This window comes from Streptomyces sp. R-07 (genome assembly GCF_049913175.1).
Classification (GTDB): domain Bacteria; phylum Actinomycetota; class Actinomycetes; order Streptomycetales; family Streptomycetaceae; genus Streptomyces.
Map to the genome: position 1 here is coordinate 7,035,133 of NZ_CP183978.1, position 23,647 is coordinate 7,058,779.

The following is a 23,647-nucleotide window of genomic DNA, read 5'->3' on the forward strand; positions in this document are numbered from 1 at the left end:
TTTTCTCGCGCCGCACCAGTCGCCGACCGAGGAGGCCAGATGCACCACCTCAGGGCCGTACCCTGCTCCCCCCTGCCCGGACGCCTGACGGAAGGGCCCGTCTGGGACCCCCGGCGCCAGGAACTGCTCTGGGTGGACATCCCCGAAGGCCTCGTCCACCGGGCCGCCCTCACCCCGCGCGAGACCCTGCCGGAGGCCGCGCAGGGCGAGGGGCTACCGGGGGCCGCGCCGGGCGAGGGCCTGCCGGACCTCGCGCCCGTCGGCACCCTCCGCTTCGACCGGCCCGTCGGGGCCGTCCTCCCCTGCGCCTCCGGAGCACTCCTCGCCGCCGCCGGCACCTCCGTCCTGCACCTGGCGGAAGGCCGGCCCGTCACCGAGGCCGTCGAACGCGCCGCGCCCGTCCTCCCCGACGACGGCCTGGCCCGCCGCATGAACGACGCCGCAGTCGACCCCGCGGGCCGGCTCCTCGCCGGCACCATGGCGTACGACGAGAGCCCCGGCGCCGGCGCCCTCTACCGCCTCGACGGAGACGGGCTCGTCACCCTGCTCGGCTCCGTCACCATCTCCAACGGCCTCGGCTGGAGCCCCGACGGCACCCGCCTCTACTACGCGGACAGCCCCACCGGCCGCGTCGACGTCTTCGCCTACGACACGGAGACCGGCGCCCTCACCGACCGCCGCCCCTTCGCGGTCCTCGACCGGGGCGTCCCCGACGGCCTCACCGTCGACAGCGAGGGCCGCGTCTGGGTCGCCGTCTGGGGAGGCGGCGAAGTCCTCGCCTTCGAGGCCGACGGCACCCTCCACGCGCGCGTGGAGGTCCCCGCCTCGCACGTGACGAGCTGCGCCTTCGCCGGACCGGGGCTCGACGTGCTGGTCGTCACGACGGCGTCCGTGGGCCTCGACGAGGAACGCCTGCGCGCCGAACCCGACGCGGGCCGCCTCTTCGTCTGCCGCCCCGGCGCGACGGGCCTCCCCAACACTCCGTACGCCGACCACTGACCCCGGCCCACGCGGACTCCGCGCGCCGAGCCGGTCCACGCGGACTCCGCGCGCCGAGTCGCCGGCCCGCGCGGACTCCGCGCGCCGAGTCGCCGGCCCGCGCAGCACCCCGCGCGCCGTCCACCGAACCCCTACGCACCAAGGACCGAGCATGACCACCCCGCCCCGGACACCCCGTCGGTACGAGGGATCCGCCGCGCACGACGGGCTCCGCGCCGCCCTCGACGCCGTCCCCGTCATCGCCATCCTCCGCTCCGCCTCCGCCACCCGCTTCGCCGAAGTCACCGACACCCTCCGGGCGTCCGGCGTCCGCGCCGCCGAGTTCACCCTCACCACCCCCGGTGTCCTCGACGCGTTGCGCGAGTACGCCGCCGACGCCCCGCCCGGACTCGCCCTCGGCGCCGGCACGGTGACCACGCCCGCCGAAGCCCAGGCGGCCGTCGAGGCCGGAGCCACCTACCTCATCACCCCGACCACCTCCACCGAGGTCATCGCCGAGGCCGTCCGCCTGGGCGTCCCGGTGCTCCCCGGCGCGTACACCCCGACCGAGATCCTCACCGCCTGGCGGTCGGGCGCCACCATGGTGAAGCTCTTCCCCGCCGCCACCGGCGGACCGGAGTACCTCAAGGCCGTCCGCGCCCCGCTGCCCGACGTCCCCCTCGTCCCGACCGGAGGCATCGGCGCGGCCGAAGCCCCCGCCTACCTCGCCGCCGGGGCCGCCGCCCTCGGGATCGGCGGCCCCCTCGTCGGGGACGCCTGCGAGGGCGGCTCCCTCACGGCCCTGACCGAGCGGGCCGCCGCCTTCCTGGAAGGGATCCGCGCATGAGCGCGACGACGGGAGGGCCGGCGCCCGACACCGCCCCGCCGACCCCCGCCCTCGTCACCCTCGGCGAGGCCATGGCCGTCGTCGCCGCCACCGAGCCCGGGCCGCTCGCCTCCGGTGCGGCCCTGCGCCTCGGCTGGGCCGGTGCCGAGGCGACCGTCGCCGTCGGCGTGAGCCGCCTCGGCCACCCGGCGGCCTGGACCGGCCGGGTCGGCGCGGACGCGACCGGCGCGATGGTCCTCGCCGGACTGCGCGCCGAGGGCGTCGACGTCTCCGCCGCGCGTACGGACCCGGAGGCCCCCACCGGCCTGATGCTCCGTGAGCGCCGCACCGCCGACCGGCTCCGCGTCACCTACTACCGGGCCGGTCTCGCGGGCTCCCGGCTCGCCCCCGGGGACCTCGACGAGGAGCGGATCACCCGCGCCCGGATCCTCCATGTCACCGGCATCACACCGGCGTTGAGCGCCACCGCGCGCGCCGCCGTCGAGCACGCCGTCGCGCTCGCCCGCGCCGCCGGGGTCACCGTCTCCTTCGACGTCAACCACCGCGAGCGGCTCTGGACCCGCGCCGAGGCCGCCGAGGTGCTCGCCCGCCTCCTCCCGTACGCCGACATCGTCTTCGCCGGCCCCGAGGAGGCCGCCCTCTTCGTGCCCGAGGACGGGCCCGAGGCGATGGCCCGCGCCCTCACCCGGCTCGGCCCCCGGCAGGCCGTCCTGAAGCTCGGCGCCGAGGGGGCCCTCGCCGTCGTCGACGACGAGCCGCACCACCGACCGGCCGTCCCCGTCACCGCCGTCGACCCCGTCGGCGCCGGAGACGCCTTCGTCTCCGGCTACCTCGCCGCCGTCCTCGACGGCTCCCCGGCACCGGAACGCCTCCGCGTCGCCGCTCTCTGCGGCGCCTTCGCCGTCTCCGTCCCCGGTGACTGGGAAGGCCTCCCGCGCCGCGAGGAACTGGGCCTGCTCGCGGCCCAGGACATCTCCCGCTGACCCCACCCGTACACAGGAACACCAGGAACCCACTCCCATGAACCGTTTCTCCGGACAGACCGCCGTCGTCACCGGCGCGGCCTCCGGCATCGGCGCCGCCAGCGCCGCCCGCCTCGCCGCCGAGGGCGCGGCGGTGATCGTCTCCGACATCGCCGACGAGGCGGGCGAGGCCGTCGCCGCCGCCATCCGCGCCGACGGCGGCCGAGCCGCCTACGTCCGCTGCGACGTCTCCTCCGAGTCGGACTGGAAGGCGCTGCGCGCGGAGGCCCACAGCCGTTTCGGCCCGGTCGGCGTCCTCCACAGCAACGCCTTCGTCCACACCGCGGCCGCCGCCCACGAACTCCCCGTCGCCACCTGGGACCGGGAGATGGCCGTCAACCTGCGGGCCCTCTACTTCGCCACCCGCGTCTTCCTCGACGACCTGCGCGCCGAGCGCGGCAGCCTCGTCGCCACCTCCAGCGTGCACGCCGACTTCGGCCTGCCCGGCTACGCCGCGTACGCCGCCGCGAAGGGCGGGATGTGCGCGCTGGTCCGCCAGCTCGCCGTCGAGTACGGGCCCGAGGTCCGCTTCAACTCCGTGCTGCCGGGCCCGATCCTCACCGACGTGTGGAACGACGTCGACGAGGAGGGACGGCGGCTCTCCGCCGACGCCACCGCCCTCGCGCGGCTCGGCCGGCCCGAGGAGGTCGCGGCCGCCGTCGCCTTCCTCGCCTCCGCCGACGCCGCCTACATCACCGGAACCAACCTGGTCGTCGACGGCGGCTGGACCGTGAAGAAGGAGTCCAAGTGAAGATCACCGCCCTGCGCACCCACCTCGTCGCGCCCCGCTGGTGCTTCCTGAAGATAGAGACCGACGAGGGCATCACCGGCTGGGGCGAACCCGTCGTCGAGGGCCGCGCCCACACGGTCGCCGCCGCCGTCGACGAACTCTCCGACTACCTGATCGGCCAGGACCCGATGAAGATCGAGGACCACTGGCAGGTCCTCACCAAGGGCGGCTTCTACCGCGGGGGCCCGGTCCTCTCCAGTGCCGTCGCCGGCATCGACCAGGCCCTCTGGGACATCACCGGCAAGGCGCTCGGCGTCCCCGTCTGGCAGCTCCTCGGCGGCAACGTCCGCGACCGCGCCCGCGTGTACAGCTGGATCGGCGGCGACCGCCCCGACGAGGTCGCGAGCGAGGCCCTGGCCCGCAAGAACGAGGGCTTCACCGCCATCAAGATGAACGCCTCGGCGCAGCTGCGGCTCATCGACACCCCGGCCGCCACCCAGGCGATCGTGGACCGGGTCGCCTCCATCCGGGAGGCGGTGGGCGACGAGTTCGACATCGCGATCGACTTCCACGGCCGGCTCACCGCGCCGATGGCCCGCCGGGTCCTGCCGCTCCTGGAGCCGTACCTGCCCTTCTTCGTGGAGGAGCCGGTCGTCCCCGAGATGAGCGACCACATCGGCGACATCGTCCGCTCGACCTCGATCCCCATCGCGACCGGCGAACGCCTCTACTCCCGCTGGGACTTCAAGAAGGTCCTCGACCAGGGCATCGCGGTCGCGCAGCCCGACCTGTCGCACGCGGGCGGCATCTCGGAGGTGCGCAGGATCGCCGCGATGGCGGAGGCGTACGACGTGTCCCTCGCCCCGCACTGTCCGCTGGGCCCGATCGCGCTGGCCTCCTGCCTCCAGGTGGGCTTCGCCGCGCCGAACCTCCTGATCCAGGAGCAGAGCCTCGGCATCCACTACAACACCGGCTCCGACCTGCTCGACTACCTCGTCGACCCCACGGTCTTCCGGTACGAGGACGGGCACGTGGCCCTGCCGACCGGTCCGGGTCTCGGGATCGAGGTCGACGAGAAGGCGGTCGAGCGGGCCGCCGAGGTGGGCCACCGCTGGCGCAACCCGGCCTGGCGCCGGGACGACGGCTCGCTGGCCGAGTGGTAGCGGGAAACGGGAGAGGGGCGGGCTCGTGAACGAGCCCGCCCCTCGGTCGCACGGGGTCAGCGGTGGGCGAGCACGCCCGCCGCAGGCAGCAGCCTGCTGTCGTAGTCGAACAGGGCCTGGTTCTCCCAGCCGTTGCCCGAGGAGGCGTCGGCCGGGTCCCAGCCGTTGCCCGCGACGGCCGTCCAGGTCGGCTCCCAGTAGACGACGCCGAGGCCGCGGCCGTTCGGCACCGCCTCGACGACGTTCATGACGTCCCGCAGCCAGGCGGACTGGCCCGAGCTGCTCGCCGGGTAGCCGGAGACCAGCTCGGAGGAGAGGTCGATGATGTTCTCGTGGGCGTCCTCGCTGTCGAGGCGGAACGGGTACGCGGTCTCCGCGACCATCACCTTCTTGCCGTAACGCGCCGAGATGTCGTCCAGGTTGGCCTGGAGCGAGGACAGCGCGCCGTGCCAGTAGCCGTAGAAGGACAGCGCGATCACGTCGTAACTCACGCCCTGCGCCGTCGCGTTGTCGAACCACGTGCGGTAGAGCGTGTTGTCGCCGCCGTTGGCGAGGTGCAGCGCGATCTGGGTGCTCGACGAGACCGCCTTGGCGGCGGAGATGCCGGACTTGAGCAGGCCGGCGAGCTGCGACCAGTTGCTGGTCGACCCCTCCGGCCACAGCATGCCGGTGTTGATCTCGTTGCCGATCTGCACCATGTCGGCGGTGGTGCCCTGCGCCTTGAGGGCGTTGAGGACGTCGTACGTGTGGTCGTACACGTCGGTCTTGAGCTGGGTGTACGAGTGGCCGGACCAGGCGGCGGGCTTGGTCTGCGCGCCGGGATCGGCCCAGATGTCGGAGTAGTGGAAGTCGACGAGGAGCTTCATGCCCTGCGCCTTGATCCGCTTCGCGGTGGCCAGCACGCGGGCCTTGTCGTTGTAGCCGTCCGCCGGGTTCACCCACACCTTGAGGCGGCCGTAGTTCGCGCCGGAGTTCTTGAGGAGGGCGACCGGGTCGCCGGTGACGCCGGCGCTCGACTTGTAGGTCCCGCCGAGGTCCTCGCTCTTCTTGAGCGCGGAGAGATCGACGCCCTTCACGGTGAGCCCGGTCGTGCCGGAGGTGAAGGTCAGATCGTCGACGTTGATCCAGTTGCCCGCGTTCGCATCGGAGTTGACGCTGATCGTGCATCCCCCGCCGACGACCTTGACCGGGGTGACGATCCGTATCCAGCCGCTCGACGTCACCGGGAGGTCGGTGCGCTGCTCGGCGGAGCCGCAGTTGCGCAGGGCGAGGTACGCGGAGTTCTGCCCGCCGCCGGAGCGGACCCAGGCGCTGAGCGTGTAGTCGCCGTCGGTGAGACCGGAGAGGTACTGGTACGTCTCGACCTTGTACGCGGCGGAGGACCAGTGGGTGAGGCGGTAGCCGCCGCTGTGGCCTCCTGCCTCGGTGAAGGAGGCCGCGTTCTGGCCGGCGGCGGAGTAGGTGGACCAGCCGGAGGGGGTGGCCGTTCCGGTGCCGTCGGCCTCGAAGCCGGTGTTGGTGAGGGTGGCGGCGGCCTCGGCCTGCTGAGCGGCGGGCAGGGGGGCCAGGAGGAGGGCGCCGAGCGCGGCGGCGACGGCCGCGACGCGCGGGCGGAAGCGGCTTCTGGTGGTGGGGTGCATCGTCGAGTCCCTTCGACGGTGGCGGATGTGAGTGTCGTGCGGTGTTTCCTTGCGGTGGTGCTGTGCGGTGGAGCCGTGCGGTGGTACGGCTCACCCGGGGGCGGCGCAGCGGGGTGCGGGCCGCCCCCGGGGAGTCCAGGGGCCCCGGGTGGGGTGGGGGAGGGGCTGCGGTCAGGCGTCGAGGCGTACGACGCGGACGGCGCCGGCCGGGACGGTGAGCTTGCCGTCGACCGGTTCGCCGCCCGAGGCGCCGAGGAGCTCCGTGCCGGAGCCGTCCAGCGGCACCTCGGCGTCCGCGGCGGAGTGGTTCAGGACGAAGACGTACCACTGCCCGTCGTCCCCGGCGCGGTGCACGACCTCCACGTCGTGGGGGAGCGCGGCGCGCGGGGCGACCCCGGCGTCCTCGCAGGCGGCGGCGAGGATCGCGTCGAGCGAGGCCGCGTCCAGCCGGGTGGAGACGTACCAGGCGGTGCCCCGGCCGAGCCGGTGCCGGGTGACGGCGGGGCCGCCGGCGGCCGGGCCGTCCGCGTACGTCCACACGGTCTCGGCCCCGCGCGGCCGGACGAACTCCGTCCACACGTCACCGGTGAGCGTGGCGCCGTCCGGGCCGGCGACGGTCACGCGCTGGTCGTCCAGGAGCGGGGACCACTCGTCCACGGTGAGGCCGAGGACCTCGCGCAGGGCGCCCGGGTGTGCGCCGGGGTGGACGGCGTCGTGCTCGTCGACGATCCCGGAGAAGTAGGAGACGACGAGGGTGCCGCCGTTCTCGACGTACTCGCGGAGGTTCTGCCCGGCGGCCTCGGTGGTGAGGTAGAGCGCGGGGACGACGACCAGCGGGTAGGCCGAGAGGTCGGACTCGGGGTGGGCGAAGTCGACGGTGAGGTGCCGGTCGTAGAGGGTCTCGTAGAAGCTGTCGGCGCGCTCGCGTGCCTCGTGGGCCTCGTTCGGCCGCCACTCCAGGTTCTGCGCCCACCAGGAGTGCCAGTCCCACAGCATGGCGACGTCCGGGACGGTCCGGCTGCCGCGTACCTCCTCCAGGGCCTTCAGGCCGGCTCCGAGGGCGACGACCTCCCGCCAGATCCGGGTGTCGGTGCCGCCGTGCGGGAGCATCGCGGAGTGGAACTTCTCGGCGCCGCGCCGGGACTGGCGCCACTGGAAGAACATCGCGCCCTCGGAGCCGCGGGCGACGTGCGCGAGGGAGTTGCGGGCCATCTCGCCCGGGCGCTTGGCCGGGTTGCGGGCCTGCCAGTTCACCCCGGACGTGGAGTGCTCCAGGAGCAGCCAGGGCGCGCCGCCGGCGACGGAGCGGGTGAGGTCGGCGGCCATGGCGAGGTTGACGTGGGTGCGGCGGCCGTCGGTGATGAGGTAGTGGTCGTTGGTGACGAGGTCGACCGCGCGGCCCCAGGCCCAGTAGTCGAGCGAGTCGCACTGGCTGAGGGCGGTCATGAAGTTGGTGGTGACGGGGATGCCGGGGGCCAGCTCGTGCAGGATGTCCCGCTCCGTCCGGAAGTTCTCCCGGATGGTGGCGTCGGCGAAGCGGCGGTAGTCGAGCTGCTGGGCCGGATTGCCGACGGTGGGGGTGACGCGGGGAGGGTCGATCTCCTCGTACGAGCCGTAGCGCTGCCCCCAGAAGGCGGTGCCCCAGGCCTCGTTCACTGCGTCCACCGAGCCGTACGTCTCGTGGAGCCAGCGGCGGAAGTGGGCGGCGCAGCTGTCGCAGTAGCAGGCGCTGACGGGGACGCCGTACTCGTTGTGGACGTGCCAGAGGGCGAGCGCCGGGTGGCTGCCGTAGCGGCGGGCGAGTTCGGTGGTGATCCCGGCGGCGGCCGTGCGGTAGGCGGTCGAACTGTGACAGATCGCCCCGCGTGAGCCGTAGGAGAAGCGGACGCCCTCGGCGGTGACGGGCAGGGCCTCGGGGTGGGCGCGGTAGAACCAGGCGGGCGGCGCCACGGTGGGGGTGCCCAGGTCGACGCGGACGCCGTTCTCGTGCAGCAGGTCGAGGAGCCGGTCGAGCCAGCCGAAGTCGTACCGGCCCGGCTCCGGTTCGAGCAGGGCCCAGGAGAAGATCCCGACGCTCACCATGGTGACGCCGGCCTCCCGCATCAGCCGGACGTCCTCCTGCCAGACGCTTTCCGGCCACTGTTCGGGGTTGTAGTCCCCGCCGAACGCGAGCCGGTGCAGGCCCTTGGGAGTGGTCTGCGGCATGAGTCTCTCCTGAAACCTCGAAAGTTGGAAGCTTTGGTTCCTTGGGAACGTGCACACACTCGATCTCGATGTGGCAACGCAACATAACCGCACACGAACAACCATTGACAAGTGTCTGGAACGTTTCTCTACTGTGAACGCTCACAGATGCATGACCGGCCCTCCCGCTCGAGGGAGAGGCCCCTTTTTCGGTCAGGGAGAAGTACCCCATGCCTCACATCACGCGCCGCGGTCTCGCCGCCGCCACCGCCGTCCTCCTCGGCGCCACCGCGCTCTCCGCCTGCGGCTCCTCGGACTCGGACGGCAAGGCGGGCGCCGACTCCGGCCCCGTCTTGCTCACCTACTGGGCCTGGGCGCCCGGCATGGACAAGGTCGCCGCCCTCTGGAACGCCGAGCACCCCGACATCCAGGTCACCGTGCAGAAGCAGGCCTCCGGGGACGACCTCGTCACCAAGGTCATCACCGCGACGAAGGCGCACAAGGGACCCGACCTCGTCCAGGCCGAGTACCAGGCCCTCCCGACCCTCGTCAGCAACGACTCCCTGGCCGACATCGCCACCGAGGTCCCGGAGAGCGTCAAGAACGCCTTCGCCCCCGGCATCTGGCAGCAGACCACCTTCGGCGGCGAGGCCGTCTACGCCCTGCCGCAGGACTCCGGGCCGCTGATGTTCTTCTACCGCGAGGACCTCTTCAAGCAGTACGGCCTCTCCGTCCCCACCACCTGGGACGAGTTCGCCGCCACCGCCCGCACCCTGAAGAAGAAGGCCCCCGGCAAGTCCCTCACCACCTTCTCCGCCAACGACGCCGGCCTCTTCGCCGGCCTCTCCCAGCAGGCCGGCGCCAAGTGGTGGACCTTCGAGGGCGAGAACTGGAAGGTCGGCATCGACGACGCCGCCACCAAGAAGGTCACCGACTTCTGGGGCGGCCTGGTCGCCGAGGGCGCCATCGACAACCAGCCGATGTACACCCCCGCCTGGAACAAGGCCATGAACACCGGCGAGCAGCTCGCCTGGGTCAGCGCCGTCTGGGCCCCCGGCACCCTCACCACCGCCGCCCCCGACGGCAAGGGCAAGTGGGCCATGGCCCCCCTCCCGCAGTGGACCAAGGGCGCGAACGCCACCGGCAGCTGGGGCGGCTCCTCCACCGCCGTCACCTCCGACTCCCCGCACAAGAACGCCGCCGCGAAGTTCGCCGTCTGGCTGAACACCGACCCGAAGGCCCTCGCCGCCCTCGTCAAGGAGAGCGGCATCTACCCCGCCGCCACCGCCGCCCAGACCAGCGGCGCCCTCGCCAAGGCCCCCGACTACTTCGCCAACCAGCCCGACTTCTACACCCGCGCCGCCGAGATCGCGAAGACCACCGCGCCGGCCGCCTGGGGCCCCAACGTGAACGTCGCCTACACCTCCTTCAAGGACGAGTTCGGCAAGGCGGCCAAGGCGAAGTCCGGCTTCGGCACCGCCCTCACGACCGTGCGGGACGCCACCGTCGCGGACCTGAAGAAGCAGGGCTTCGGAGTCGCCAAGTGACGCAGCCCCGCCAGGGCGTGCGCCGGTCGTACGGGGTCAAGGCGGCCCCGTACGGCTTCCTCCTCCCCGCCGCCCTCCTCTTCGCCCTGTTCTTCGCACTGCCCATCGGCTACGCCCTCTGGCTCAGCTTCCACAAGATCGAGATCAAGGGCCTCGGGCTCGGCAAGGGAGCCAGGAACGAGGTCTGGGCCGGCCTGGAGAACTACACCTCCGCCCTCACCGACTCCGAGTTCCTCCACAGCGCCCTGCGCGTCCTCGGCTACGGCGCGATCGTCGTCCCCGTCATGCTCGGCCTCGCCCTGTTCTTCGCGCTCCTGCTCGACTCCGAGCGCGTCCGGGCCCGCTCCTTCGCCCGGCTCGCGATCTTCCTGCCGTACGCCGTCCCCGGCGTCATCGCGGCGCTCCTCTGGGGCTTCCTCTACCTTCCCGACGTCAGCCCCTTCCTCTACCTCCTCGACGCCTTCGGACTCCCGCAGCCCGACCTCATGGACGGCGGCCCGCTCTACCTGGCGATGTCGAACATCGCGATCTGGGGCGGCACCGGCTTCAACATGATCGTCATCTACACCGCGCTGCGCTCCCTGCCCGCCGAGGTGTACGAGGCGGCCAAGCTCGACGGCTGCTCGGAACTGCAGATCGCGCTCCGCATCAAGATCCCGATGGTGGCGCCCTCCCTGGTGCTCACCTTCTTCTTCTCCATCATCGCCACCCTCCAGGTCTTCAACGAGCCCATGACGCTCAAGCCGCTCACCAACGGCATCCCCTCGACCTGGAGCCCCCTCATGAAGGTCTACAGCGACGCCTTCACCGGCGGGAACATCTACGCCGCCTCGGCCACCGCCGTGGTCCTCGCCCTCGCCACCTTCGCGCTCTCCTTCGCCCTCCTCCGGGTCTCCAACCGCCGCACCACACAAGGAGCCAGCCGATGACCGGGCTCGCCTCCCCGCCGCTCCGCGCGACCGCCCCGGCCGCCGGCACCACCCCCGGCACCTCCCAGGGCCCTCCCCGCCCCCGCCGCACGGCCCTGCTCCCCACCGCCGCCCTCGTCCTCGGGGCGCTGTACTGCCTGCTCCCCGTCGCCTGGGTCGTGGTCGCCGCCACCAAGTCGGGCCAGGACCTCTTCTCCACCTTCACCTTCCTGCCCGGCGACGGCTTCGCCGACAACCTCGCCGACCTCGACGCGTACCGCGAGGGCATCTACTGGCGCTGGATGGGCAACTCCGTCTTCTACGCGGGCCTCGGCGCCGTCCTGTCCACGGTGGTCTCCGCGTTCGCCGGCTACGCCTTCGCCACGTACCGCTTCCGCGGCCGCGAGGCGTTCTTCAACCTGATCCTCACCGGCGTCCTCATGCCGCCGGTCATCCTCGCCATCCCGCAGTACCTGCTCATGGCCGAGGCCGATCTGACGGACACGTACGCGTCCGTGCTGCTGCCGCTGATCCTCTCCCCGTACGGCGTCTACCTCGGCCGCATCTACGCCGAGGCCGCCATCCCCATGGAGCTCGTCGAGGCGGGCCGCATGGACGGCGCGGGCGAGTGGCGGATCTTCCTGCGGATCGCCGTCCCCATGATGTCCCCGGGCCTGGTGACGATCTTCCTCTTCCAGTTCGTCGCCATCTGGAACAACTTCCTGCTGCCCTTCATCATGCTCGGCGACGACGAGAAGTTCCCCATGACCGTGGGCCTGTTCACCCTCCTCAAGCAAGGCGCCAGCCAGCCCTCCCTCTACACCCTCGTCATCACCGGAGCCCTCCTCGCCATCGCCCCGCTCATCGCCCTGTTCCTGGTCATCCAGCGCTTCTGGAGCCTCGACCTGCTTTCTGGCGCCGTAAAGTCCTGACCACAGGGGATCGAGGGGAAACACACAGCATGAGCACAGCAGCGAGCAGGCGCCGCCCGGCGACCATCCACGACGTGGCCCGAGAGGCCGGAGTCTCGCGCGGCACCGTCTCCCGCGTCCTCAACGGCGGCCACTACGTCAGCCCGACGGCGAAGGCGGCCGTCGACGCCGCGATCCGAAGAACGGGATACGTCGTCAACCGGCACGCCCGCTCGCTGATCACCGGCAAGTCCGACTCGGTCGCCTTCCTCCTCACCGAGCCGCAGGAGCGCTTCTTCGAGGACCCCAACTTCAACGTCCTCCTGAGGGCCTGCACCCAGGCCCTCGCCGCCCAGGACATCCCGCTCCTCCTGATGATCGCCGGCACCGAGGACGAACGCCGCCGCAACCTCCGCTACATCGAGGCCGGCCATGTCGACGGCGTCCTCCTCGTCTCCAGCCACTCCGGCGACCCGGTGGTGGCCCGGCTGCACGAGGCCGGCGTCCCCGTCGTCGCCTGCGGCAAGCCCCTCGGCCAGACCGCCAAGATCGGCTACGTCGCCGCCGACGACCGGGACGGCGCCCGCGACATGGTGCGCCACCTGTACGCGACCGGGCGGCGCCGGATCGCCACCGTCACCGGCCCGCTCGACACCCCCGGCGGGGTGGAGCGCCTCGACGGCTACCGCGAGACGCTCGCCGAGCACGGCCTGCCCGTCGACGAGACGCTGATCGCCACCGGCGACTACAGCCGGGCCAGCGGCGAGGACGCCGCCGTCGCCCTCCTGGAGCGCGCCCCGGACATCGACGCCGTCTTCGTCGCCTCCGACCTGATGGCGCAGGGCGTCCTCGACGCCCTCGCCCGAGCGGGCAAGCGGGTCCCCGAGGACATCGCCGTGGGCGGCTTCGACGACTCCCCGGCGGCCCTCTCCTCCCGCCCCTCGCTCACCACGATCCGCCAGCCCTGGGACCGGATCAGCACCGAGATGGTCCGCACGCTCCTGGCGCGGATAGCGGGCGAGGACCCGGCGACGGTCATCCTGCCGACCGAGCTCGTCCGCCGCGAGTCGGCGTAGAAGCCGTCCTGTCGACACGGCCGGGACCTTCGCGGGCCCGGCCGTTCGCCCTACCGGCCCGTCACCAGGATCACCTCGAGGGTCCGCGGCCCGTGGACGCCCTCCACCCGGTCGAGCTCGATGTCGCTCGTCGCCGACGGCCCGGAGATCCACGTCAGCGGCCGCGCCGGGTCGAGCCGGGGCATCGCGAGCGGTACGGAGGCCACCACCTGCTCCGGGGCCCGCACCACGCACAGGTGCAGATCCGGGACGAGGGTGAGCGCCCGGCGGCCCTGACCGGGGCCGCCGTCGAGGACGATCGTGCCGGTCTCGGCGACCGCCACCGCGCACCCCGTCACCACGGCGTCCGTGCCGTCCAGTTCGTACGGGGTCAGGCGGGGCTCGTCGAACCGCCGTACGGCCTCGGTGGCGGCGAGCCACTCCTCGGGCAGCCCGGGCGGGACGGCGACGCTGCGCGCCCCGCGCTCCGCGAGGAGCCGCGCGACGAGCCCGGCGACGCCGTCCGGTGCGGTGCGGTGGACGTGGGCCCGGTAGTCGGCGAGGTTCTCGTGGAGCAGGTCGAGAACGCCGGCCGGGTCGTCCGGGGTGTGACTGGTCCGGTAGTCGCGGGCGACGGCGGGAGCGGCGGGGGCGTCCGCGACGGCGGCGCGGATCCGGGCGAGGATCCGTGCGCGGGAGTCGGTCATGAGCGGTCCTTCCTCGGGTTTCCTGCTCGGTCCGCCGCGCGACGTTCGGTGCGCGCCTCGGTCATGTGCGGTTCTTCCTCCACCAGTCGCGGAACGGTTCGGCGGGCAGTTCGGGCAGGTCGCGGTGGTCGGTCCACTGGCGGGCGCCGGGGCCCGGCAGCCGCTTCGGGAGCGCCTTGCGGGCCGCGGACGCGAGCCGCTCGCCCGCGGCGAGCACGCCGGGGTGGTCCAGGACCCAGGTGGAGGCCTTGATCGCCGCCCGCTCCAGGCGGTGGCCCCGCCCGCCCTCCTCGGCCACCCGCTCGCGCAGGTGCACCAGGACCTCGGGGATGTCGATGGCGACCGGGCACACCTCGTAGCATGCGCCGCACAGCGAGGAGGCGTACGGCAGCGAGGCGTCGACCTCGCTCGCCGTGCCCCGCAGCTGCGGGGTGAGGATCGCGCCGATCGGACCGGGGTAGACCGAGCCGTACGCGTGACCCCCGGCCCGCTCGTACACCGGGCAGACGTTGAGGCAGGCCGAGCAGCGGATGCAGCGCAGTGCCTGCCGGCCCACCTCGTCGGCGAGGGCGTCGGTGCGCCCGTTGTCCAGGAGGACGAGATGGAAGGCGCTCGGCCCGTCGTCGTCGGTGGTCCCCGTCCACATGCTCGTGTACGGGTTCATCCGCTCGGCCGTCGAGGAGCGGGGGAGCGTCTGGAGGAACACCTCCAGGTCCCGCCAGGTCGGCACCACCTTCTCCACGCCGACGACCGAGATGAGGGTCTCGGGCAGGGTCAGGCACATGCGGCCGTTGCCCTCGGACTCGACGACGACGAGGGTGCCGGTCTCGGCGACCATGAAGTTCGCCCCCGAGATCCCGACCTCGGCCCGCAGGAACTTCTCCCGGAGGTGGAGGCGGGCCGCCTCCGCGAGCTCGGCGGGCGTGTCGCTCAGCCCCTCCGGAGCCGGGCGGCCCCAACTCCCCATCTTGTCCCGGAAGATGTCGCGGATCTCGCCGCGGTTGCGGTGGATCGCCGGAACCAGGATGTGCGAGGGGCGGTCCTCGCCGAGCTGCACGATCAGCTCCGCGAGATCCGTCTCGTACGCGGCGATGCCCTCGGCCTCCAGGTGCTCGTTGAGCCCGATCTCCTGGGTGGCCATGGACTTGACCTTGACCACCTCGGTCCGGCCGGTCGCCTTCACCAGCTCGGTGACGAGCCGGTTCGCCTCCGCCGCGTCGGCCGCCCAGTGCACGGTGCCGCCCGCCGCCGTCACCGACTCCTCCAACCGGAGGAGGTACGTGTCGAGGTGACGGAGCGTCTCGTCCTTGATGCGCTTGCCGGCCTCGCGCAGCGCGGCCCAGTCGTCCAGCTCGGCCACCGCCCGCGCCCGCTTGTCCCGGATGGTGTGGGTCGCGTGCCGCAGGTTGGCGCGCAGAGTCGTGTCCTTGACCGCCGCCCGCGCCGACTCCGGGAAGGCCGGCATACCGACAAAGGTTCCGCTCACGCCCAGGGCTCCTCTTCCGTGCTCGCCAGGATCTCCGCCAGGTGCAGCGCCCGCAGCGGCGCCTCCTGCCGTCTCAGCATGCCGCCCACGTGCAGCAGACAGGAGTTGTCCGCGCCGCACAGCACCTCCGCGCCCGTGGACAGCGCGTTCGCGATCTTGTCGGCGCCCATCGCCGCCGACACGTCCGGGTTCTTCACCGCGAAGGTGCCGCCGAAGCCGCAGCACTCCTCCGCCCCCGGCAGCTCCACGAGCTCCAGGCCCTTCACCGCCTCCAGGAGCCGCCGCGGCCGCTCCCCGAGCCCGAGGAGCCGCAGGCCGTGACAGGACGGGTGGTACGTCACCCGGTGCGGGAAGTACGCGCCGACGTCCGTCACGCCGAGCACGTCCACCAGGAACTCCGTCAGCTCGTACACGCGCGGCGCCAGGGCCCCGGCCTCCGCACCGAACGACGGGTAGTGGTGGCGGACCATCGCCGCGCACGAACCCGACGGGGTGACCACGTGGTCGTACCCCTCGAAGGCCCGGACCGTGCGCCGGACGAGCGGCTCGGTCTCCGCGCGGTAGCCGGTGTTGAACTGCGGCTGCCCGCAGCAGGACTGCGCCGCCGGGAAGTCGACCTCCACGCCGAGCCGTTCGAGGAGCCGGACGGTGGCCACGCCCGTCGTGGGGAAGACGGCGTCGTTGACGCAGGTGACGAAGAGAGCGACACGCATCAGCTGTTCCTCGGGGACGGTTCGAGACGGGCGGCGGCCCGGTCCCAGGCGGCGCCGTCGCCCTGCGGTACGTAGTGTCGCAGGGGACGGCTCCGCGCCACGAGCCGACGCATCGAGCCGAGGTCACCCACGAGACCGGCGGCGCGCGCCTGGACGAGGACGTTGCCTAGGGCGGTCGCCTCCACGGGGCCCGCGACGACGGGCAGCCCGGTCGCGTCCGCCGTCCACTGGCAGAGCAGCGCGTTACGGGCTCCGCCGCCCACCAGATGCACCCGCGCGACCTCCCGCCCGGCCAGCTCGGCGGCCCGCCGCAGGGTGCGCCGATGGGCCAGGGCCAGACTCTCCAGGACACAGCGGACCACCGCCCCGGGGGTGTCGGGCGCGGCCTGCCCGGTGCGCCGGCAGTACCCCCGGATCCGCTCCGGCATGTCGCCCGGGGCGAGGAACTCCGGCGCGTCCGGGTCGACGACCGCCGCGAACGGCTCCGCGCGCGCCGCGTCCGCGAGCAGTCCGTCGAGATCGGTGGACAGGCCCTGGCGCTCCCACGTGCGGCGGCACTCCTCCAGGAGCCACAGGCCCATGATGTTCCGCAGGAAGCGGACCGTGCCGTCGATCCCGCGCTCGTTGGTGAAGTTCGCCGCCCGGGACGCCTCGGTCAGGACCGGGGAGTCCAGCTCCAGACCCGCGAGCGACCAGGTGCCGCAGGAGATGTACGCGAAGTCGGGGGCCGTCGCGGGGACGGCGACCACGGCGGACGCGGTGTCGTGCGAGGCGACGGTCGTCACCGGCGTCCGGTCGGGAAGCCCGGTGAACTCGACGACGTGGGCGAGGAGTTCACCCGCCGGATCGCCAGGGGCCCGCAGCGGGGGGAGCAGTCCGGGATCGATCCCGAGACGTCCGGTCAGCTCCTTCGACCAGGTGCCGGCGCGGGCGTCGAAGAGGCCCGTCGTGGACGCGTTGGTCTCCTCCGCGCCGACCGTCCCGGTCAGCCAGTGGACCATCAGGTCCGGCATGAGCAACAGCGTGCGTGCCACGCCCAGTTGGGCGCCGTCGGCCGCCGCAGCGAGCTGGAAGACGGTGTTGAACGGCAGGTGCTGGAGCCCGTTGATCCGGTACAGCTCGGCCGGGCCGACCTTCCCCCGTACCGCCTCCGCCGCACCCTCCGTACGCCGGTCGCGGTAGTGGTACGGCGCGCCGAGCAGCGCGCCGTCCGCGTCGAGGAGCCCGTAGTCCACCGCCCACGTGTCCACGCCCACCGAGTCGACCCCGCCACCCGCCCGGGCGGCCGCGCGCAGGCCGTCCAGGATCCCCTGGAAGAGGGCGAGGGCGTCCCAGCGCAGCCCGTCGGGCAGCAGGACGGGGGTGTTGGGGAAGCGGTGGAGCTCGGAGAGGTCGAGCCGGTCGGGGCCGACCCGGGCGAGCATCACCCGTCCGCTGGTGGCGCCGAGGTCGGCCGCGGCGAAGACGCCCCGGCCTGCCGAAGTGGAACCGGCGCTCATCGCAGGAAGGCCGCGGCGACGCCCGCGTCGACCGGGACGTGCAGGCCGGTCGTGTGGCTGAGGTCGCCGCCGGTCAGCGCGAACACCGCGTTGGCCACGTGCTCGGGCAGCACCTCCCGCTTGAGCAGAGTCCGCCCCGCGTAGAACGCGCCGAGCTGGTCCTCCTCGATGCCGTACGTGGCCGCCCGCTGCGCACCCCAGCCCCCGGAGAAGATGCCCGAGCCCCGCACCACGCCGTCCGGGTTGACGCCGTTGACCCGGATGCCGTGCTCACCCAACTCGGCGGCGAGCAGCCGCACTTGGTGTGCCTGGTCGGCCTTGGTGGCGGAGTAGGCGATGTTGTTCGGGCCTGCGAAGACGGCGTTCTTGGAGGCGATGTAGACGATGTCGCCGCCGAGTCCCTGGGCCGTCATGACCCGCGCCGCCTCCCGGGAGACCAGGAACGAGCCCCGGGCCATGATGGCGTGCTGGACGTCCCAGTCCTTCGCGGTGGTGTCGAGGAGCGGCTTGGAGATCGAGACGCCGGCGTTGTTGACGACCAGGTCCACCCCGCCGAAGGCGAGCAGCGCCGTCCGGAACGCCGCGACGATCTGCTCCTCCGACGTGACGTCCACGGCGACGGCCACCGCCCGGTCGGGTCCGCCCAGTTCCTCCGCCACCGCCTCCGCGCTCGCCGCGTTCAGATCGGCGACCACCACGCAGGCCCCCTCGGCGGCGAGCCGGTGCGCGATCGCCCGGCCGATGCCGCTGCCCGCTCCCGTCACGAGAGCAACCCGGGTCGCGAGCGGCCGGGTCTTCGGCATCCGCCGCAGCTTGGCCTCCTCCAGCTCCCAGTACTCGATGCGGAACTTCTCCGACTCCTCGATCGGCGCGTACGAGGAGACCGCCTCGGCGCCTCGCATCACCTGGATCGCGTTGACGTAGAACTCGCCCGCCACGCGGGCGGTCTGCTTGTCCCGGCCGAAGGAGAACATGCCCACGCCGGGCACGAGCACGATCGCCGGGTCGGCGCCGCGCATCGCGGGGGAGTCCCCGGTGGCGTGCCGGGCGTAGTAGGCGGCGTACTCCTCTCGGTAGGCGGTGTGCAGCTCCCGCAGCCGGTCGACCGCCCGGTCGAGGGGCGCGCCCGGCGGAAGGTCCAGGACCAGCGGCCGGACCTTGGTCCGCAGGAAGTGGTCGGGGCAGGAGGTCCCGAGGGCGGCGAGCCGGGGGTGCTCGGCGCGGGAGAGGAAGTCGAGCACCGGCCCCGAGTCGGTGAAGTGGCCGACCTGCGGGTGGTCCTGGGAGGCGAGGGCGCGGACGTACGGGGCGAGCGCGGCGGCCCGCTTCCGCCGCTCGGCCTCGGGCAGCGGACCGTACCCCTCGACCACCGGCCCGAACGGCTCTGGCCCGCCCCGCACGGCGAGGAAGGCCTCGGCGGTACGGATGATGTGCAGCGCGTTGCGCTCGCACTCCTCCGAGCTGCCGCCCCAGGCGGTGATCCCGTGCCCGCCCAGGACGCAGCCGATCGCCGTGGGGTGGGCCTGCTGGGCGTCGGCGATGTCCAGGCCCAGCTGGAAACCGGGCCGCCGCCACGGCACCCACACGACCGTGTCGCCGAAGCAGTCGGCCGTCAGCTTCTCGCCGTCGGCGGCGCAGGCGAGCGCGATCCCCGCGTCCGGGTGCAGATGGTCGACGTGGGGCGCGTCCACCAGGCCGTGCATGGCGGTGTCGATGGACGGGGCCGCGCCGCCCTTGCCGTACAGACAGTGGTCGAAGGCCGCGACCATCTCGTCCTCGCGTTCCACCCCGGGGTAGACCTCGGCGAGTGCGCGCAGGCGGTCGAGGCGGAGCACGGCGAGGCCGTCCTCGGTGAGGGTGCCGAGGTCGCCGCCGGAGCCCTTGACCCACATGAGGGTGGTCTCGCCCCCGGTCACGGGGTCGGTGACGGTGCCCTTGGCGGAGGCGTTGCCGCCCGCGTAGTTGGTGGTGCGGGGATCGGAGCCGAGCCGGTGGGCCCTGTCCAGGAGGGCGGTGACTTCGGGAGGGGTGGCGGAGGTCATGGAGTTCCTTCGGGGGGTCGGAATGTGTGGGGGAGCGGTTGGGGCCTGTCCGGCGGATCACGGCCGGGTCCGCGACGCCTGGCACGGCACCTCGCCGCATTGCTGAAACGCCCCAATAGCTCCGCTATCGAGGCGCTCCGGCGCCTTGCGATGTACCGCACCAGACGCCGCGGCCTGGCCGACCCTGATCCGCCGGACAGGCCCTACGCGCCCCAGCCGGCCTGGGCGCCGCCGACGCGTTCGGCGGCGATGCGTTCCTGTCGTCCGGAGCGCAGGTAGGCGGCGACCGGATCGGGGTCGAGTCCCCGCTCCTCGCGCAGCGCGCGCAACAGGGGGCGTACGTCGGTGTCGTAGGCGTCCATCAGGACGGCGTGGGCGGCGAGCACGTCCCCGGACCGCTGGGCGACGGCGAGTGCGTCGGTGTCGACGAGGAGCGCCTTGGCGGTGGCCTCCTGGACGTTCATGACCGAGCGGATCACCGCCGGGACCTTCGCCTCGACGTTGTGGCACTGGTCGAGCATGAAGGCGACGTCCGTGGCGGGATCCAGGCCGCCGTTCCGGACGACCTCGTGCATGATCCGGAAGAGCTGGAAGGGGTCGGCGGCGCCGGCCATCAGGTCGTCGTCCGCGTAGAAGCGGGAGTTGAAGTCGAAGCCGCCGAGCCTGCCCTCCCGCAGGAGCAGCGCGACGATGAACTCGATGTTGGTGCCCGGCGCGTGGTGGCCGGTGTCCACCACGACCCGCGCCTTCGGGCCGAGCTTGAGGCAGTGCGCGTAGGCGGTGCCCCAGTCCGGCACGTCCGTGGTGTAGAAGGCGGGCTCGAAGAACTTGTACTCCAGGAGCATCCGCTGCCCCTCGCCGAGCCGCGCGTACACCTCGGCCAGGGACTCCGCGAGCCGCTCCTGCCGGGCGGTGACGTCGTCCTGCCCGGGGTAGTTGGTGCCGTCCGCGAACCAGAGCTTCAGATCCGCCGAGCCGGTCGCGTCCATGATGTCGACGCAGTCGAGCAGGTGGTCCACGGCCCGGCGGCGCACGGCCGGGTCGGGGTGGCAGACGCTCCCCAGCCGGTAGTCGTCGTCCTGGAAGGTGTTGGAGTTGATCGCGCCCAGTTCGACGCCGCGCTCCTTCGCGTACGCGGCGAGTGCGGCGTAGTCGTCGACCCGGTCCCAGGGGATGTGCAGCGACACCCGCGGGGCGACGCCGGTGTGGGCGTGGACCTGCGCCGCGTCGTCGAGCTTCTCGTACGGGTTCCGGGGCACGCCCGGCTGCGCGAACACCTTGAACCGGGTCCCGGAGTTCCCGTAGCCCCAGGAGGGCGTCTCGATCCGCTGGGCGGCGAGCGCGGCCTTCACGGCAGCGATGTCGGTCATGTCCACCTCGGAGCCTTGAAATGAATCGATTCAGTCAACGCTGGAAGCTAGCCATCGTGCAGGGTGTCGTCAAGACTCTTGACCGGGCGAGCGCTCGCGACCTAGCGTCCGGGTCCACGGAAATGAAACATTTCAGTCGAGGGGGCCGGATGGCGACGGCGAACACCCAGCGGGTCTGCTTCCTGCTGAAGGTCCGGGCCGAGCGGATCGAGGAGTACCGGGAACGCCACCGGCACGTCTGGGCCGACATGCTCGCGGCGCTCACCGCCGCCGGCTGGCACAACTACTCCCTCTTCCTCCGCGAGGACGGGCTGCTCGTCGGCTACCTGGAGACCCCGGACTTCGACCGGGCCCGCGCCGCGATGGAGGCCGCCGAGGTCAACGCCCGGTGGCAGGCCGAGATGGCGGAGTTCTTCGAGGAGCTCGACGGACGGGCGCCGGATGCCGCCATGCGGCCGCTGACCGAGGTGTTCCACCTCGCGTGAAAGGCCGCGGGAGACCGGGCGCATAGGATGAAATCACGGGGCGGGACCCCGCCCGGACAGGGCGGCAGGGGCAGGACGGACCAGGTGGGACGGATGACGGACACCGCGCGGACGAGCGGGCACGGCGGCGGTGCGGGGGCCGGCGGCACAGGTGTCGTCGGCATCAAGGACGTGGCGCGCGAGGCGGGCGTCTCCGTCGGCACCGTCTCCAACGTGATCAACCAGCCCGACCGGGTCTCACCCGCCACGCGCGGGCACGTGCAGGCGGTCATCGCACGCCTCGGCTACGTGCGCAGCGAGTCCGCCCGCCAGCTCAGGGCGGGCCGCAGCCGCATCATGGCGCTGCTCGTCCTCGACATGGGCAACCCCTTCTTCGTCGACATCGCCCGGGGCGCCGAGCGCACCGCCCGGGCGGCCGGCCTGGGCGTCATGGTCTGCAACAGCGACCAGAACCCCGCCGACGAGGCCGACTACCTCTCCCTCTTCGCCGAACAGCGCGTCCGCGGCGTCCTGGTCACCCCCGCCGACCCCAGCGGGGACAACCTCCGCGCGTTCCGCCGCCACGGCATTCCGTCCGTGCTCGTCGACCGGGTGGCGGGCGACGACGCCGGCTGCTCGGTCTCCGTCGACGACGTCGTCGGCGGCTCCCTCGCGATCCGGCACCTCACCGCGACCGGCCACCGCTCCTTCGCGTACGTCAGCGGCCCCGCCCACCTCCAGCAGGTCCGCGACCGGCGCGAAGGGGCCCTGCTCGCGCTCGCCGAGGCCGGGCTGCCCGCCTCGGCGCTCCGGGAACTCCCGGCCGAGCGCCTCGACGTGGCCTCCGGACGGGACGCCGGGTCGCGGCTGCTCGGGCTCGCCGACCGCCCGACGGCCGTCTTCTGCGCCAACGACCTGCTCGCCCTGGGCGTGCTCCAGGCGCTGTACGCGGCGGGGGTGCGGGTGCCGGAGGACATGGCGATCGTCGGCTACGACGACATCGAGTTCGCCGCGGCCGCGACCGTACCCCTGACCTCCGTACGGCAGCCGGCGCTGACCCTCGGGGCGAAGGCCGCCGAACTGCTCCTGGCGGAGACCGGCGAGCGGGCGGCCGACCACCTGCACGAGCACGTGGTGCTCCAGCCGGAACTGGTCGTCCGCCGCTCGACACTCGCGGGGCGCTGAAACCGGCGGATCAGCGGACCCCGAGCAGGTGCTCCAGGGCCAGCTGGTCCAGGTGCTCGAAGGCCATCGAGCGCGCCGCCGCCGCGTCCGGGTCGAACGTCTCGTACGCCGTGGGGTCGGCGAGCAGCCCCGCGAGACCGTCGGCGGCCGTGGGCACGGCGAGCTCGGGCAGCCGGGAGGCGGCGAGCGCCGCCACGACGTCCGGGTCGGCCCGGAAGGCGGCCGCGCGCTCCTTGAGGATCAGGTAGTTCCGCATGCAGTTCTTCGCGGACTCCCACACCCCGTCGAAGCCGTCGGTGCGCACCGGCTTGAAGTCGAAGTGGCGCGGGCCCGCGTATCCGGCCGTCTCCAGCAGGTCCACCAGCCAGAACGCCTGGCGCAGGTCGCCCGCGCCGAAGCGGAAGTCCTGGTCGTACTTGATGCCCGACTGGCCGTTCAGGTCGATGTGGAACAGCTTGCCGGCCCAGAGCGCCTGCGCGATGCCGTGCGGGAAGTTCAGCCCGGCCATCTGCTCGTGGCCCGTCTCCGGGTTCACGCCGACGAGCTCGGGGCGCTCCAGGCGCTCGATGAAGGCGAGCGCGTGCCCGATGGTGGGCAGCAGGATGTCGCCGCGCGGCTCGTTCGGCTTGGGCTCGATCGCGAAGCGCAGGTCGTAGCCCTGCTCGGTGACGTACTGGCCGAGCAGGTCGAAGGCCTCCTTCATCCGGTCCAGCGCGACCTGCACGTCCTTCGCGGCGCCGGACTCGGCACCCTCCCGGCCGCCCCAGGCGACGTAGGTGGTGGCGCCGAGCTCGACGGCCAGATCGATGTTCCGGAGGGTCTTGCGCAGCGCGAAACGGCGCACGTCCCGGTCGTTGGCGGTGAAGGCGCCGTCCTTGAAGACGGGGTGCGTGAAGAGGTTCGTGGTCGCCATGGGGACCACGAGGCCGGTGCGGTCCAGGGCGGCCCGGAAGCGCTTGACGATCGCGTCGCGCTCGCCGTCGGGCGACCCGAAGGGGATCAGGTCGTCGTCGTGGAAGGTGATGCCGTACGCGCCGAGGGCGGCGAGCCGCTCGACGGACTCCACGGGGTCGAGGGCGGGCCGGGTCGCCTCGCCGAAGGGGTCGCGGCCCTGCCAGCCGACGGTCCACAGGCCGAAGGTGAAGCGGTCCTCGGGGGTGGGTGAGAAGTCCGTCATGGCGTCTCCCTGCTACTGG

The 23,647-nt window shown here is 72.8% G+C and carries 20 protein-coding genes; 11 read left to right on the forward strand and 9 right to left on the reverse strand.

Going from position 1 to position 23,647, the window contains the following annotated elements:
• The first annotated feature begins 39 nt into the window (after nt 1–39).
• The 5 genes from ACN9M0_RS32185 to dgoD all read left to right on the forward strand — a co-directional run bounded on the left by ACN9M0_RS32185 (nt 40) and on the right by dgoD (nt 4,740).
• On the forward strand, nt 40–999 hold the full coding sequence (locus ACN9M0_RS32185) for an SMP-30/gluconolactonase/LRE family protein (protein WP_426404660.1): 960 nt from the start codon (nt 40–42) through the stop codon (nt 997–999).
• Between the two features lie 151 nt (nt 1,000–1,150).
• On the forward strand, nt 1,151–1,825 hold the full coding sequence (locus ACN9M0_RS32190) for a bifunctional 4-hydroxy-2-oxoglutarate aldolase/2-dehydro-3-deoxy-phosphogluconate aldolase (RefSeq protein ID WP_366042577.1): 675 nt from the start codon (nt 1,151–1,153) through the stop codon (nt 1,823–1,825).
• Nucleotides 1,822–2,808 (forward strand): sugar kinase, encoded by a 987-nt coding sequence (locus tag ACN9M0_RS32195; RefSeq protein WP_366042578.1) that lies wholly within the window; start codon nt 1,822–1,824, stop codon nt 2,806–2,808. Before ACN9M0_RS32190 ends, ACN9M0_RS32195 begins: the two co-directional genes overlap by 4 nt.
• A gap of 37 nt (nt 2,809–2,845) precedes the next feature.
• A complete protein-coding gene (locus tag ACN9M0_RS32200) occupies nt 2,846–3,598 on the forward strand; it encodes an SDR family NAD(P)-dependent oxidoreductase (protein ID WP_399701744.1) in 753 nt (250 codons plus the stop codon).
• Nucleotides 3,595–4,740, forward strand: a complete 1,146-nt coding sequence (gene dgoD / locus ACN9M0_RS32205) for a galactonate dehydratase (RefSeq protein WP_366042580.1) — start codon at nt 3,595–3,597, stop codon at nt 4,738–4,740. Before ACN9M0_RS32200 ends, dgoD begins: the two co-directional genes overlap by 4 nt.
• Before the next feature lie 56 nt (nt 4,741–4,796).
• Here the strand turns inward: dgoD and ACN9M0_RS32210 are convergent, their stop codons facing one another.
• Together ACN9M0_RS32210 and ACN9M0_RS32215 are read right to left on the reverse strand one after the other, a co-directional pair.
• Nucleotides 4,797–6,380: an arabinogalactan endo-beta-1,4-galactanase gene (locus tag ACN9M0_RS32210; protein WP_399701747.1), complete on the reverse strand. Its 1,584-nt coding sequence runs from the start codon at nt 6,378–6,380 to the stop codon at nt 4,797–4,799.
• 171 nt (nt 6,381–6,551) lie between these two features.
• Nucleotides 6,552–8,585 (reverse strand): beta-galactosidase, encoded by a 2,034-nt coding sequence (locus tag ACN9M0_RS32215; protein WP_426404661.1) that lies wholly within the window; start codon nt 8,583–8,585, stop codon nt 6,552–6,554.
• 209 nt (nt 8,586–8,794) lie between these two features.
• Here ACN9M0_RS32215 and ACN9M0_RS32220 point away from each other — a divergent pair, with 209 nt between their 5' ends.
• From ACN9M0_RS32220 to ACN9M0_RS32235, 4 genes are read left to right on the forward strand one after another with little or no spacing between them, the layout of a single operon-like run.
• Nucleotides 8,795–10,111 (forward strand): ABC transporter substrate-binding protein, encoded by a 1,317-nt coding sequence (locus tag ACN9M0_RS32220; RefSeq protein ID WP_426404662.1) that lies wholly within the window; start codon nt 8,795–8,797, stop codon nt 10,109–10,111.
• Complete coding sequence (locus ACN9M0_RS32225) at nt 10,108–11,040, forward strand: carbohydrate ABC transporter permease (RefSeq protein ID WP_366040318.1); 933 nt, start codon at nt 10,108–10,110, stop codon at nt 11,038–11,040. Before ACN9M0_RS32220 ends, ACN9M0_RS32225 begins: the two co-directional genes overlap by 4 nt.
• Nucleotides 11,037–11,951, forward strand: coding sequence for a carbohydrate ABC transporter permease (locus tag ACN9M0_RS32230; RefSeq protein WP_366040319.1), 915 nt, complete (start codon nt 11,037–11,039; stop codon nt 11,949–11,951). Before ACN9M0_RS32225 ends, ACN9M0_RS32230 begins: the two co-directional genes overlap by 4 nt.
• 29 nt (nt 11,952–11,980) lie before the next feature.
• A complete protein-coding gene (locus ACN9M0_RS32235; protein WP_426404663.1) occupies nt 11,981–13,006 on the forward strand; it encodes a LacI family DNA-binding transcriptional regulator in 1,026 nt (341 codons plus the stop codon).
• A gap of 50 nt (nt 13,007–13,056) precedes the next feature.
• Here the strand turns inward: ACN9M0_RS32235 and ACN9M0_RS32240 are convergent, their stop codons facing one another.
• From ACN9M0_RS32240 to rhaI, 6 genes are all read right to left on the reverse strand, one after another.
• Nucleotides 13,057–13,692, reverse strand: coding sequence for a LutC/YkgG family protein (locus ACN9M0_RS32240; RefSeq protein ID WP_366040321.1), 636 nt, complete (start codon nt 13,690–13,692; stop codon nt 13,057–13,059).
• A 61-nt stretch (nt 13,693–13,753) separates the two neighbouring features.
• Entirely contained in the window at nt 13,754–15,178 is a 1,425-nt protein-coding gene (locus ACN9M0_RS32245) for a LutB/LldF family L-lactate oxidation iron-sulfur protein (RefSeq protein ID WP_366040322.1), read from the reverse strand.
• Complete coding sequence (locus tag ACN9M0_RS32250; protein ID WP_426404664.1) at nt 15,175–15,891, reverse strand: (Fe-S)-binding protein; 717 nt, start codon at nt 15,889–15,891, stop codon at nt 15,175–15,177. Before ACN9M0_RS32250 ends, ACN9M0_RS32245 begins: the two co-directional genes overlap by 4 nt.
• On the reverse strand, nt 15,891–17,390 hold the full coding sequence (locus ACN9M0_RS32255; RefSeq protein WP_426404665.1) for a rhamnulokinase: 1,500 nt from the start codon (nt 17,388–17,390) through the stop codon (nt 15,891–15,893). The genes ACN9M0_RS32250 and ACN9M0_RS32255 overlap by 1 nt, the downstream gene beginning before the upstream one ends.
• Nucleotides 17,387–19,432: a bifunctional aldolase/short-chain dehydrogenase gene (locus ACN9M0_RS32260; RefSeq protein WP_426404666.1), complete on the reverse strand. Its 2,046-nt coding sequence runs from the start codon at nt 19,430–19,432 to the stop codon at nt 17,387–17,389. The genes ACN9M0_RS32255 and ACN9M0_RS32260 overlap by 4 nt, the downstream gene beginning before the upstream one ends.
• Nucleotides 19,433–19,635: 203 nt before the next feature.
• Nucleotides 19,636–20,802 (reverse strand): L-rhamnose isomerase, encoded by a 1,167-nt coding sequence (gene rhaI / locus ACN9M0_RS32265; RefSeq protein WP_426404667.1) that lies wholly within the window; start codon nt 20,800–20,802, stop codon nt 19,636–19,638.
• Nucleotides 20,803–20,951: 149 nt separating this feature from the next.
• Here rhaI and ACN9M0_RS32270 point away from each other — a divergent pair, with 149 nt between their 5' ends.
• Entirely contained in the window at nt 20,952–21,287 is a 336-nt protein-coding gene (locus tag ACN9M0_RS32270; RefSeq protein WP_366040327.1) for an L-rhamnose mutarotase, read from the forward strand.
• 93 nt (nt 21,288–21,380) lie between these two features.
• On the forward strand, nt 21,381–22,451 hold the full coding sequence (locus ACN9M0_RS32275) for a LacI family DNA-binding transcriptional regulator (protein WP_426404668.1): 1,071 nt from the start codon (nt 21,381–21,383) through the stop codon (nt 22,449–22,451).
• A gap of 10 nt (nt 22,452–22,461) precedes the next feature.
• Here the strand turns inward: ACN9M0_RS32275 and xylA are convergent, their stop codons facing one another.
• On the reverse strand, nt 22,462–23,628 hold the full coding sequence (xylA, locus tag ACN9M0_RS32280) for a xylose isomerase (protein ID WP_426404669.1): 1,167 nt from the start codon (nt 23,626–23,628) through the stop codon (nt 22,462–22,464).
• Nucleotides 23,629–23,647: the final 19 nt, after the last annotated feature.